9 protein-coding genes are annotated in these 13,042 nt (G+C 64.5%); 3 read left to right on the top strand and 6 right to left on the bottom strand.

From position 1 onward, the window contains the following. The first annotated feature begins 21 nt into the window (after positions 1 to 21). The gene (locus tag AC3ENJ_RS11790; RefSeq protein WP_431814197.1) at positions 22 to 702 is read left to right on the top strand and encodes a metal-dependent transcriptional regulator; all 681 of its coding nucleotides are present in this window, start codon (positions 22 to 24) and stop codon (positions 700 to 702) included. Between the two features lie 141 nt (positions 703 to 843). Here the strand turns inward: AC3ENJ_RS11790 and AC3ENJ_RS11795 are convergent, their stop codons facing one another. Continuing rightward, positions 844 to 2,241, bottom strand: a complete 1,398-nt coding sequence (locus tag AC3ENJ_RS11795) for a selenium-binding protein SBP56-related protein (RefSeq protein WP_431814198.1) — start codon at positions 2,239 to 2,241, stop codon at positions 844 to 846. Between the two features lie 243 nt (positions 2,242 to 2,484). On the opposite strand from AC3ENJ_RS11795, the gene AC3ENJ_RS11800 reads away from it, so the two are divergent. Continuing rightward, complete coding sequence (locus AC3ENJ_RS11800) at positions 2,485 to 3,027, top strand: hypothetical protein (RefSeq protein ID WP_431814199.1); 543 nt, start codon at positions 2,485 to 2,487, stop codon at positions 3,025 to 3,027. A gap of 134 nt (positions 3,028 to 3,161) precedes the next feature. Here the strand turns inward: AC3ENJ_RS11800 and pgm are convergent, their stop codons facing one another. The 5 genes from pgm to AC3ENJ_RS11825 form a co-directional block, all read right to left on the bottom strand. Next, positions 3,162 to 4,796, bottom strand: a complete 1,635-nt coding sequence (gene pgm / locus AC3ENJ_RS11805; RefSeq protein WP_431814200.1) for a phosphoglucomutase (alpha-D-glucose-1,6-bisphosphate-dependent) — start codon at positions 4,794 to 4,796, stop codon at positions 3,162 to 3,164. 66 nt (positions 4,797 to 4,862) lie between these two features. Continuing rightward, the gene (locus AC3ENJ_RS11810) at positions 4,863 to 6,371 is read right to left on the bottom strand and encodes an amidase (protein ID WP_431814201.1); all 1,509 of its coding nucleotides are present in this window, start codon (positions 6,369 to 6,371) and stop codon (positions 4,863 to 4,865) included. 249 nt (positions 6,372 to 6,620) lie between these two features. After that, positions 6,621 to 7,964: a 4-aminobutyrate--2-oxoglutarate transaminase gene (gene gabT, locus AC3ENJ_RS11815; RefSeq protein ID WP_431814202.1), complete on the bottom strand. Its 1,344-nt coding sequence runs from the start codon at positions 7,962 to 7,964 to the stop codon at positions 6,621 to 6,623. A 45-nt stretch (positions 7,965 to 8,009) separates the two neighbouring features. After that, on the bottom strand, positions 8,010 to 9,485 hold the full coding sequence (locus AC3ENJ_RS11820) for an NAD-dependent succinate-semialdehyde dehydrogenase (protein ID WP_431814203.1): 1,476 nt from the start codon (positions 9,483 to 9,485) through the stop codon (positions 8,010 to 8,012). A 105-nt stretch (positions 9,486 to 9,590) separates the two neighbouring features. Beyond that, on the bottom strand, positions 9,591 to 11,018 hold the full coding sequence (locus tag AC3ENJ_RS11825) for an APC family permease (RefSeq protein ID WP_431814204.1): 1,428 nt from the start codon (positions 11,016 to 11,018) through the stop codon (positions 9,591 to 9,593). A 528-nt stretch (positions 11,019 to 11,546) separates the two neighbouring features. Between AC3ENJ_RS11825 and AC3ENJ_RS11830 the strand changes: the two genes are divergently transcribed. Further along, a complete protein-coding gene (locus tag AC3ENJ_RS11830) occupies positions 11,547 to 12,926 on the top strand; it encodes an NAD-dependent succinate-semialdehyde dehydrogenase (protein ID WP_431814205.1) in 1,380 nt (459 codons plus the stop codon). Positions 12,927 to 13,042: the final 116 nt, after the last annotated feature.

Here is a 13,042-nt window from a genome sequence, read left to right on the forward strand (position 1 = left end):
GGGGACCGATACCCTGGACACGTGCAACCAGCAGAGCTCAGTTCCGCCACCCAGGACTACCTGAAGACCATTTGGCAATTGGGGGAGTGGTCTCCGCAAAAGGTCACCACCACCACGCTGGCCTCGCGCATGGGGCTGGCGGCGTCCACGGTGTCCGAAGCACTCAAGAAGCTGACCGAGCAGGGCATGGTCACGCGACCGTCCTACGGTGTGGTCGAGCTGACCGATGAGGGCCGTGCAATTGCGGTGAAAATGGTGCGCAGGCATCGCCTCCTGGAGACGTTCTTGACCACCAAGCTCGGGTACGAATGGGATGAAATCCATGACGAGGCCGAGGTGCTCGAGCACGCGGTCTCGGAGAAGTTCCTGGATCGGATCGATGCGCTGCTGGGGCATCCGGCCGCGGATCCGCACGGAGACGTAATTCCGTCGGCGGCCGGAGAGATCGCCGCGCCCACTGCCGTGCAACTGGCGGACGTGCGGGACCCGGTGGACGTAGCCGTGGTACGGGTCTCCGACGATGACCCGGCCACGCTGCGCTATCTGGCCGGTGTGGGCGTGGTGCCGGGCACCCGGCTGCGGGTGCTGCCGGATTCGGGGTCGCCGGGGGTGATTGCGGTGTCGGTGGTGGCTGCTGCCGCGGCATCCGTGGTCAGCATGGGCGTGCTGGCCGCGGAAGCGGTGTGGGTGACGAGGGTTTAGCCGCACTGCCCCTCGACATCTCAGTCCCGAATAATGCTCTCGGAGCCCGCCCAGGTGCAGTTTTACGGACTGGAATGTTCACGGCCCGGGCGGCCCCCGGCGCACGAGCATGAATGATGGGCATCCTGATCCGGGATCGGTCTACACGAAGCAGAAGGTGTCGGTCGAGCAGTCCCCGCCTTCAAGGCGTACCTGGTGGGCCCGGGCAGGAAACTCCACGTGGAACTTCGGATCGAGCGTCATGGTGCCACTTTCCGGGTCCACATCGATCTTGAGCATGGCGCCCGGAATGCCTTCCGGGTAAAACTGCCTGTCCCACGTGCTGTACAGCGAATTGGTCGAGTACACGCGGCGCCCGTCACGGCTGATCTCGATCATCTGAGGGCCGCCGCCCCAGGGTTTACCCGAACTGTGATCGGTGTGATGCACAATGCCGCCGACCTCCACGATGCTGTTCAGCCGGGGATGCATCGGGTCGCTGACGTCGTACTGCCGGATTTCCCCGGTGGCCCAGCAGGCGACGTACAGGTACTGGTCGTCCAGGGACAGGCCGATGTCGGTGATGACCGGGGGAACGGCGCCGAACCCGGCCAGCAGCGGTGGAAGATCCTCGGCGGCCATCGGTACAGCCGGGATCGAGATGGTCTTCTGCGCTTTCCACTCCGTGCCGTCGCGGTACCAGGTGAACACGGATCCCGACAGGTCCGTGACGTCGATGACCACCCCGGCGAACCCGAACGTTCGCCTCGGATCGTGCGACGGCCTGAGCTCGAGCACCATCTGGTTCTCGTCACCCAGGTCGACCTCCTGAATGTGCTTGCGCGTCTCCATGTCGAAGAAATGCAGCCGGTGCCCGTATTGCCGCCCCACGAGCGCCTCGGGCACAAGACCGTCTTCGTAAAGGCGAGGTGGCGCCCATTCACTGGAGACGAGCACCTTGGCGTCCTGGTGCCACCAGAAGTCGTAGGCCATGGACTGCGATCCGTGGTCGGACTCCCAGGCGCCGGTGATGGAAAAGTCCGAATGATCCATGGTGAAGATCCCCGCCGGACCGTCGTTGCCGTCCTCGCTGCCGGACCCGAGACCGCTGACGAACACGCCGTCCGGGCCGCAGTGGATCGTGTGGGGACGGCTGTACCCGGTGGCAGAGGTCACTTCCTCCGGTTCGATGGTGCGCACCAAGTGCGGATTGCGTGGATCCGGACCTGTGTCGAGCACATAGATCCGCGACGACCTCACGCCCGGCACCAGTAGGTATCGCCTCTCCATGTCATCGTGGCCGGCGTGTTCACCTCCCAGGGCGGAGCTGCACGTATTCCAGCCGTAATGGTGGAACTCGTCCGGAGTTTCCTGAGGCGGGGCATCCCACCGGCCGATCACCGTACCGTAGCTCGGCGACGACTCATCGGTATCGACCACCGCGATGGCGTCCGGTTCCAGCAGGGCCACATAGGCCAGCTTCTCGGCCGGTGCGGCCATGGCGTCGTCGACGGTGCGGTACAAGCTCTTGGTTGAATGCAGATCGTGTGTAGTAGCCATTGTTTTCAGTCCCCTTGGCTTCAGACGGATTCCGATTCTAGTTCCACAGAACGGATTAAGGCAGGTCCCGGGGCGCCCTCTGCGGCGTGTGAGAGCGGAGCCCGCGGATGTCGGACACCTCGCAGTTGCGGCTCACCCGAGATCTGCGGCGGGTGCAATAGTCGTGCCGGAGGCTAGACCGGTCATAAGGCTGCTGCCTAATATGGGCGGTCCCGTTGTTTCAAGTTCTCAGAGGAGTTCCTCATGGCCAGCAATCTCTTGTCCCGCTCCGTTCACGACCTCAGCGCGGCTGCCTGGTTCGGCGGCTCACTGATGGGTGCCGTCGGCCTCAACGGGGCCGCCGCGGCCGCTAAGGACCCGAAGGAACGTACCCGGTTGTCCACCATCGGCTGGGCGAAATGGACCCCGGTGCAGACCGGCGCCCTGGTCGCGCACGCCGTCGGCGGTATTGGGTTGACCTTCGGCAACAAGGCCCGCCTGGCCAAGCAGAAGGGCGCGGGCGCCACCACGGTCACCAAGACCGCCCTGACCCTGGCGGGCATGGGGCTGACCGCGTACACGGGTGTGCTGGGCGCAAAGGTGGGGAAGCTGGCCGAGCAGGGCGGCGAGGGCGTCACCGAGCCGCGCCCCGGTGCGTCGGAGGAGCTGAAGAAGGCCCAGAAGCAGCTGAAGGTGTTGCAGTGGGCGGTTCCCGTGGTCAGCGGAACTGTGATCGTGCTCGGCGCGCAGCAGGGCGAGCAGCAGCGCCCCAGCAACCTGGTGGAAGGTATTTTCAACCGGCGGTGATCACTTCCGCCGTCGCCCGTCGCTCGAACGGCAGTGCGTCGGGGGCGGTCAACTCATCCCCCAAGACGAGGGGCAGGAGATTGCGTCGATACCCGTTGATCTCCTGCCCCGCATGTTATGAGAGAGCGAACCCCCTACCCGATCACCGAATCCACCAGCGCCTTGGCCTCCTGCTGCACCTGCGCCAGGTGCTCGGCGCCATTGAAGGACTCAGCGTAGATCTTGTAGACGTCCTCGGTGCCGGAAGGCCGGGCAGCGAACCAGGCGCTCTCGGTGGTGACCTTCAAGCCGCCCACCGCCGCGCCGTTGCCGGGGGCCTCCGTGAGCTTGGCGGTAATGGGTTCCCCGGCCAGGGTGTCCGCGGTGACCTGCTCCGCGGAGAGCTTCTTCAGGGCGGCCTTCTGCTCGCGGTTGGCCGGGGCGTCGATGCGCTCATATACCGGGTCCCCGAACTCCTCGGTCAGCTCCGCGTAGCGCTGGGATGGGGTCTTGCCCGTGCGCGCCGTGATTTCCGCGGCCAGCAGGGCCAGGATGATGCCGTCCTTGTCGGTCGTCCACGTGGAGCCGTCCATACGCAGGAACGAAGCACCCGCAGACTCCTCACCACCGAAGCCAATGGAGCCGTCCATCAGGCCCGGAACGAACCACTTGAAGCCTACGGGCACCTCGACAAGTCGCCGCCCCAGCGACTCGGCAACGCGGTCGATGATCGACGACGACACCAGCGTCTTGCCCACACCGGCGTCCTGGGACCAGCCCGAACGGTTGCGGTACAGGTAATCAATGGCCACGGCCAGGTAATGGTTGGGGTTCATGAGCCCGGCATCCGGGGTCACAATGCCGTGCCGGTCCGTGTCCGCGTCATTACCAGTCGCGATGTCGTACTTGTCGCGGTTGCCGATCAACGAGGCCATGGCGTTGGGGGAAGAGCAATCCATGCGGATCTTCTCGTCCCAGTCCAGGGTCATGAACGCCCACTGGGGGTCCACCTCGGGGTTGACCACGGTGAGGTTCAGTCCGAACCGCTTACTGATCTCCTCCCAGTACGCCACGGATGCAGAACCCATGGGATCCGCCCCAATGTGCAGACCGGATTCCGCAATCACGTCCAGGTCGATGATGGACGGCAGATCCGAAACGTAGGAATCCAGGAAATCGTAGCTGCCGGTGGTCGCCGCGGCTTGGGCGGCGTCGTGCGAGACGCGCTGCACGCCGTCGAGCCCGGCCTCCATGAGCTCATTGGCGCGCGCGGCGATCCACTCGGTGGCGTCCGAATCCGCGGGGCCACCGTGTGGAGGGTTGTACTTGAAGCCGCCGTCGGCGGGTGGGTTGTGGGACGGGGTGATGACAATGCCGTCCGCCTGTTCGGCCGCCCCGGACGCGTTGTACTTGATGATCGCGTGGGACAGCGCCGGGGTGGGCGTGAAACCCTCGCGCGAATCCAGCAGCACGTTCACGCCGTTGGCCGCCAGCACCTCGAGTGCGGTGTCCTGCGCGGGCCCGGACAGCGCATGCGTGTCCTTGCCCATGAACAGCGGGCCGGTAATGCCCTGCTCCGCGCGGTACTCCACGATCGCCTGCGTGATGGCCGCGATATGGGTGTCGTTGAACGACGTCTTGAGTGAGGATCCGCGGTGCCCGGACGTGCCGAACGCCACTCGCTGATCGGGATTACCGGTGTCAGGTACGCGGTCGAAATACGCCGCGATCAGCTGATCGATGTCCACAAGGTCACTGGGTTGGGCTACGGTGCCCGCACGGTTCGCCATACCCCAAACCTACTCGGGAAACCCCCGCTCGTCAGCGACGCGACGCAATGTTCCGTTCGGTGGCGCTCACGCGGCGGGCGGGTCCGTGGGCGGTTCCAGTTGCGCGGCCAGGGCCAGCAGCCACGCCTCGGACGACGCCGCTCCCACCAGTTGCACCCCCATGGGCACCTGTGCGGGGTAGTCGCCGGATTCCGGCTGCGTCCACACGGTGGGAACGCTGATCGCCGGGAGCCCCACCACGTTGATGAACGAGGTGTACGGGGTGTACTGGCACTGCCTCATGTAGTCACGCTCGGCGCCCTCCGGATCGGCCATGTCATAGCCCTCGAAGAACCATCCGATGGGCCGCGGCGGCATGGCCAGGGCGGGCGTGAGAATCATGTCGTAGGAGGCATATTGGGCAATGGTGTCCGCCTCGAAGGCCCGGATGGCGCTCACGGCGTCCGCCAGATCCACCGCCGAGCGATCCAGCGCCGCGGAACGGAAATGCCGTGCCAGACCGGTGAGCTGGGACTCCTGCCCCGCCGCCAACGGGACCTGCCCCACCGCGGTCGTCCACAGCTTGAAGAACGAGTCCGCGTACCCCGGCGCGTAGCTGATGTCGGCATCCTCGACGTGGTGTCCCAACGCTTGCAATTGACGAACCCCCTCGGTCAGCGCCAGCTGCGCCTCGGGCGATACCGTGATGTCGTAGGTTCCCTCGAAAGGAGACGCCGTCGACACCCCGATCCGCAGCGGCCGGTCACCCCACGGGGCGTCCCCGGCCAACGCGCGGCTCACCACGGACGTGAAGGAGCGCTCCGGTACGGCACTCACCGGCCGGTCGATGGCGGTGTGACCCGGTGTGGAACACAGCACGTCCATCAGGAGGGCCGCGTCCAAAGCGGTGCGGGTGATGGGGCCGTTGACACCCAGCTGCCCCACATTGTTCAGGGCATCGCTGCTCGGCACGCGTCCGCGATTGGGTTTGAGTCCGATCAGGCCACACGCGGCAGCCGGAATTCGGACGGAACCGCCGCCGTCGGAGCCAATGGCACCAGCCAGCACCCCGGAGGCCACGGCCGCCGCCTGACCTCCGGACGAACCACCCGGGCTGTGCCGCAGTGAATGGGGATTACGCGCCGGCGGAAATACCCTGTTCTCGGAATAGCAATTGAGCAGGAACTCCGGAACCTGCGTTTTCCCCAGCATCACCGCCCCGGTGGCCTCGAGGGTTTGCGCGAGGGGCTCGGAGTTCGTGGCGATCGGGAACCTACCGTCATCGCCACGGCTGATGAGACTTCCGAACGTCGTGGGCATGCCGGCCACGTCGTGCCCGTCCTTCAAGGACGTGGGCACGCCCAGCAACGCGGGAAGCTCGGACTGGTAAGTGGAGGCCGACGCCTCCGCGGCCAGTTGTTCATCCGCCTCACGAGCCCGTTCCAGGGCACCTTCGCTGTCAACGTGAATGAACATCCCCAGGCTCTCATTGAGTTCCTGGATGCGCTCGAGTGAGGACCTCACGGTGTCCTCGCTACTGACCTGACCGTTACGCAATGCCAGGACCGTCTCGGTGAGTGTCGGATAGTGCGTCACGGTGCTCCTCGGGGCTCCAGGTGCGGCTCGGCATACGAGCCTCGGTGCTTCCACCCTCCCACACCCACGAAGTGGATTTAAGGTTCCCTATGACGTTTTTCGCGCCGAAAAGAGGGGATAGGGAACCATAAATCGTTGGGCACTCAACCGCGGGGGCGGCCGAGCGGCGTCGGCGGGGCCGGGAAAAAGAACGGGCGGCCACCGGATGACCGGTGACCGCCCGTCGAGAGAGCGCTAGTTCAGTTCAGATCAGGCGCCAGCCTCTTCAATGGCCTTGGCGAACACGCGCAGGCCGTCGCGCAGCAGGTCGAAGTCGATGACCAGCGGCGGCAGCAAACGCACGTTGTTGCCGAAGGTACCGCAGGTCAGGATGACAACACCCTGCTCGAGGCACTTAGCGGCAATCTGCTTGGCAGCGTCAGCGTTGGGCTTCTTGGAACCCGGCTCCACGAATTCGAGCGCCATCATGGCGCCGCGACCGCGCAGCTCGCCCACGATGGGGGAGGACTCGGCCAGGTCGCCCAGCTCTTCCTTGATGATCTTCTCGATCTCCAAGGCGCGCTCGTTGAGGCCCCACTCTTCGATGGTCTCAATGGCGCCCAGGGCTGCTGCACAGGCGACGGGGTTACCGCCGTAGGTGCCACCCAGGCCGCCGCCGTGCACGGAGTTCATGATCTCCGCACGGCCCACCACACCGGACAGCGGCATACCGCCGGCGATGCCCTTGGCGAAGGTCACCAGGTCGGGCTCGATGCCCTCCCACTCGGAGGAGAACCACTTGCCGGTGCGAGCGATGCCGGCCTGGACCTCGTCAGCCACGAACACAGCGCCGTTGTCCTGGCACCACTTGGTCAGCGTCGGCAGGAAGCCCTCGGCGGGGACGATGAAGCCACCCTCACCTTGGATGGGCTCGATGACGACCGCAGCCACGTTCTCCGCGCCGACCTGCTTCTCGATCAGCAGCAGCGCGCGCTCCGCCGCTTCCTGGCCGGTCATGCCGTCGGCATCGCGGAACGGGTAGGACATGGGGACTCGGTACACGTCGGACGCGAACGGCCCGAAACCCTGCTTGTAGGGCATGACCTTGGAGGTCATGGCCAGCGTCAGGTTGGTGCGGCCGTGGTACGCGTGATCGAAGACGACCACTGCGCTGCGCTTGGTGTAGGTGCGAGCGATCTTGACCGCGTTCTCCACTGCCTCGGACCCCGAGTTGAACAGGGCCGCACGCTTGTCGAAGGACCCCGGAGTCAGCTCGGCGATCTTCTCGCCGAGTGTCACGTAGCCCTCGTAGGGAGTGACCATGAAGCACGTGTGGGTGAACTTCTCCACCGCGTTCTTGACGTTCTCCACGACTTTGGGTGCCGAAGCGCCCACGGAGGTCACGGCGATGCCGGAACCCAGGTCGATCAGCTGGTTACCGTCGACATCCAAGATCACGCCGCCGTCCAGTTTCTCCGCGTACGCGGGCACGGAGGATGCCACGCCGGAAGCAATTGCATTACCGCGACGCTCCGCCAGCTCCCGGGACTTGGGGCCTGGAACGGCGGTCTTCAGATCACGCTTCTGCTCCAGCGTGTATTCGATGTCAGCCATAGTTGTGTTGCTGTCCTTTCACAGGTCAAGAATTAAGAGCCCGGATCAGGCCCAGGGAGAAGGTAGGCCCATGTATTGGGTGGTGGTGTACTCGGCAATGCCCTCGGCGCCGCCCTCGCGGCCCAAACCGGATTCCTTGACGCCACCGAAAGGAGCCGCAGCGTTGGAAATCACGCCCACGTTCATGCCCAGCAGGCCGTATTCAATGCGCTCACCAATGCGCAGCGCGCGTGAGATGTCTTCGGTGAACACGTAGGACGCCAGGCCGTACTCCGTGGAGTTGGCCAGCCGAACTGCGTGATCTTCGTCCTTGAAGGTGATGACCGGAGCCACCGGGCCGAAGATCTCCTCGGTGAACACGCGGCTGTCCTCGGTCACGCCGGTGATCAGCGTGGGCTCGAAGAAGTAGCCGTCGCCGGCAACCGCGTTGCCACCCACGGCGATGGTCGCGCCCTTGTCCTTGGCGTCCTCGACCAGTTCGACGACGCCGTCGCGAGCCTTCTTCTCGACCAGCGGGCCAACGTCCGTGCCGTCTTCCAAACCGTTACCGGTCTTGAGGGCTGCGAGCTTTTCCCCGAACTTCTTGCAGAACTCCTCGGCCACGGACTCGTGCACCAGGAAACGGTTGGCGGCGGTGCACGCCTCACCCATGTTGCGCATCTTGGCGGCCATGGCACCCTCGACGGCCTTGTCCAGATCGGCGTCCTCGAAGACGATGAACGGACCGTTGCCGCCCAGCTCCATGGAGGTGCGCAGTACGCGGTCCGCAGCGGTCTTCATGAGCTGCTTACCCACCGGAGTGGAGCCGGTGAAGGAGACCTTGCGAAGGCGCGGATCATCCATGATGGGACCGGACACCTTGGAGGCGGAGGCCGAGCACACCACGTTGAGGACGCCGGCGGGAATGCCGGCCTCGATCATCAATTTGGCAAAGTACTGCGAGGTCAGCGGGGTCAAGCGCGCGGGCTTGAGGATCATGGTGCAGCCGGCGGCCACGGCGGGGGCGACCTTACGGGTGGCCATGGCCAGCGGGAAGTTCCACGGGGTGATCAAGAGGCACGGGCCCACGGGCTTGTGGGTCACGATCATCTTGAGGTTGCCCTCCGGGGTGTCCGCGTACCGGCCGTAGTGGCGGGGTGCTTCCTCGGCGAACCAGCGCATGAACTGGTTGGCGTAGGCCACCTCACCGCGGGACTCCTTGAGCGGCTTACCCATTTCCAGGGTCATTAGGGTCGCGAGTTCCTCGGTGTGCTCTTTCACCAACTCGTACGCGCGCATCAGAATGTCCGAGCGTTCCCGGGTGGAGGTTCGGGCCCAGGACTCCTGGGCGTTCGCGGCGGCGTCCATGGCCGCACGGGCATCGTCCTCGGTGGCGGAGGCCAAGGTGGCAAGGACTTCACCGGTGGCGGGGTTTTCGACATCGAACGTGCCGCCGTCCGAAGCATCGCGCCATTCGCCGTTGATCAGCAGACCCGTGGGAGTGCCCTCAAGCAGTGCAGAAATGTTCTCTTGGTTAGTCATATTGTGCCTCTCTCACAGTTCCATCTGAAGAACTGGGCAGTTGAAGGTGCTTGGGCGCAATGTCCCTGGGTACATGGTATGCCCCGGCGCAAGTCGTGACACGCCTTATTTCTTGCGGGTTTCGACCGCCGCCACCAGGCGGGGTTCGGCGTCAGCCCCGGGCTCGATACCGCGGGGAATGCGGACCATGAAAACCAGTCCGAGAATCCACCAGAGAGCGAAGATCACGTAGGGGGCGACACCCAAGCCGGCAGGCATGCCGGGGATGTACAGAAGTGCCAGTCCGGCGCACAGCACGACCGACAGAATGCCGATGGCTGTCCCGCCGTTACCGCGGCCACCGATGCGGAAGGGGCGTTCCATGTCAGGCTCGCGTTTGCGCAGGATCACGAACACGATCGAGACCAGCAAATAGGCGATCACGATGGAGGGCGAGCCCGAGTCCACCAACCAACCCAGCATCTGCTCACCGAAGAACGGTGCAATGAAGGAGAGCGCGCCCACGAACAACAAGGCATTGACCGGCGTCCCGTGTGTGGGGTGGATCTTGCCGAACCAGCGCGGCAGCATACGGGAGTTGCCCAGCGCCCACAGCAGGCGTGAGGCGCCCATGAGCAGAGAGTTCCACGACGTCAGAATGCCCGCCAGTCCGCCGGCCAGGAGCAGGTTCGCCATGACCTGGGAATTGAACACGGCACCCATCGCATCCGCCACGGCGATGTCCGCCACCGCGAGTTCCGCAACGGGAAGCGATGCGGATGTGGCGAGAATGACGGCTGCGTACCAGACAGTCGCGAGCATGACGGAGGTGATGATAGTGCCGCCCAGTTTCTTGGGGGACAGGTTCATTTCCTCGGACACCTGTGGGATCACGTCAAAGCCGACGAACAAGAACGGCACGACCACCAGGACCAGGAAGAAACCACCGATGCCGTTGTGGAAGAACGGTTCCATGTTGCGCGCGGAGCCACCGGAGAACGCGCCGAAGATCATCATGAGACCCACGAGCACCAGGAAGATGATCACGAAGATCTGCACGGTGGAGGCCTGCTTCACGCCGCGGATGTTGATCCACGTGATGATCACGGCGCACAGCGACCCGAGCAAGGCCCACGTGAGGTTGACCTCGAATCCAGCCACGGTCCACAACGGAATCTGGCTCAGGTTCGGGAAAATGTACTGCACCGTCCGCGGGACGGCCACCGCTTCGAACGCCACAATGGTGATGTAACCGACCGTGATTCCCCACGAGCCGATGAACGCCCAGCGCGCGCCCATGCCACGCAGCAGATAGTTGTGTTCACCGCCGGCCGCCGGCATGGCGGCCACGAGCTCGCCGTACACCAGTCCGACCACCGCCATGATGGCGCCACCGGCCACCATGGCCAGCGCGGCGCCCGCCGTTCCGGCGTCGTCGAGCCAGCCACCGGTCAGGACCACCCAGCCGAAGCCGATCATGGCCCCGAACCCCAGGGCGATCGCGTCTATCCGACCAAGGACTTTTTTGAATCCGCGCTGGTCTGAATGCGTCATGCAGGAGTCCTATCGAACGAGTATGAGAGTTGACGTTCTCATTGTGTCGTTCCAAGGACTCAATGGTGTTTTTCGCCGCGACATTGCGCGGTGCCGGCACCGCGCAGCTACTTGCGGCCGACGACGCCGCCGAAGACGACGTCGCGGGCGACCGGTGCCCCGCCAGGAAATAGGGTTTCGGCCAACTCTTTCTTCAGGCTGCGTGATTGCAGTGGGCGCACGTGCAGTTTTCACACGTGCAGTTCTCGCACGTGCAGTTGGGTCCGCAGTTCTCGCAGTTGCATACGGACTGGTCAAGGGGTGCGGTGGTCATGGCGGTGCTCCTTGGTGTGGTGATGGGCGGCCCAGAAAATGTGCGCCGCGTCCGAAGCGGGGACGGGGGTCCGTCACCTCGGTCTTCGTAGCATCATCCTCGTGTAGGAAACTTTTGGTATCAAGACTGCCGGGGGGCGCTCCACCGCGGGAGCAGGACTCTCGCCCTCGGTGAACTCTGTTCACCAAAACCGGAGTGAGGCATAGCCTGGAGGTATGGCTTACACAACAGTTAATCCCGCCACTGGCGAAACCGTAGAAGAGTTCCCCACCGCATCGGATCAGGAGATCCGGGACGCAATTAAGCGTTCGGGTGAGGCTTACAAGTCCTGGCGCGACACCCCCGTTTCGGAGCGCGCCCAGCTCATGCACAAGCTGGCCGAGCTGTACCGCGAGCGCAAGGAAGAGCTCGCCAAGATTTTGACCGGGGAAATGGGCAAGCCCAAGGCCCAGGCAACCGGTGAAGTCATGCTCGTTGCCGGAATCTATGACTACTACGCCGACAACGCGGAAGGCTTCATGGAAGGCCGCACCCTGGAACCCTCCACGGGTGGTCAGGCCCGCGTGCTCCTGGAATCCACCGGTTCCCTGCTGGGCATCATGCCCTGGAACTTCCCCTACTACCAGGTGGCTCGTTTCGCGGCCCCCAACCTGATGCTGGGTAACACCATTCTGCTCAAGCATGCCGGAAACGTTCCGCAGTCCGCCGTGGTGCAGGAGAAGCTGTTCCACGAGGCGGGCTTCCCGGAGGACGTCTACATCAACATCTTTGCGTCCAATGATCAGATCGCGGACATCGTGATCCCGGATCCTGTCGTGCAGGGTGTGTCGCTGACCGGTTCCGAGCGCGCAGGCTCCTCCGTGGCAGCCACCGCGGGCAAGCACCTCAAGAAGGTCGTGTTGGAGCTGGGTGGTTCCGACCCGTTCATTGTGCTGGACGGGGAGAACCTGGACCGCACCGTGAAGCACGCGGTGAGGGGACGCATGTCCAACAATGGTCAGGCGTGCACCAATTCCAAGCGCTTCATTGTGCTGGAGGATGCCTACGAGTCCTTCGTGGAGAAATTCTCACAGGCGGTTCAGGGCATCGAGGTCGGTGACCCCTCGGACGAGAAGACCTTCCTGGGGCCGATCAGCACCGTGGGTGCTCGTGACGAGATCATGGAGCAGGTCCAGGACGCCATCGACAAGGGCGCCTCCGTTTTGGCCGGCGGGAAGAAGATCGATCGCGACGGCGCATGGATGGAAGCCACCGTGCTAGCTGACGTGACCCCCGAGATGCGCGCCTACGCCGAGGAGATCTTCGGCCCCGTGGCCGTGGTCTACAAGGTCAAGGACGCCGACGAGGCCATTGAGCTCGCCAACTCCTCGCCCTTCGGCCTGGGTGGATCCGTTTTCGGCGCCGACGAGGCCGCGGCTCTGGACATCGCCAAGCGCGTGGACTCCGGCATGGTGTTCGTCAACGAGACCACCGGTACCGCTCCGGATCTGCCCTTCGGCGGCGTCAAGCGCTCCGGTGTAGGCCGCGAGTTGGGCCCCTTCGGTATCGAGGAGTTCGCCAACAAGAAGCTGCTGCACACGCCCGCCAAGAAGTAACGCAGGGTTGGCCGTTTGCGAACGGTAGGCAGATGAAAACCGCCCCCGCACCCACCACGGTGCGGGGGCGGCGTCGTTGGCACGTGAACCTTAGTAGAATCATGTCGGCCACCACA

It is taken from the genome of Kocuria sp. cx-455 (assembly GCF_057707085.1).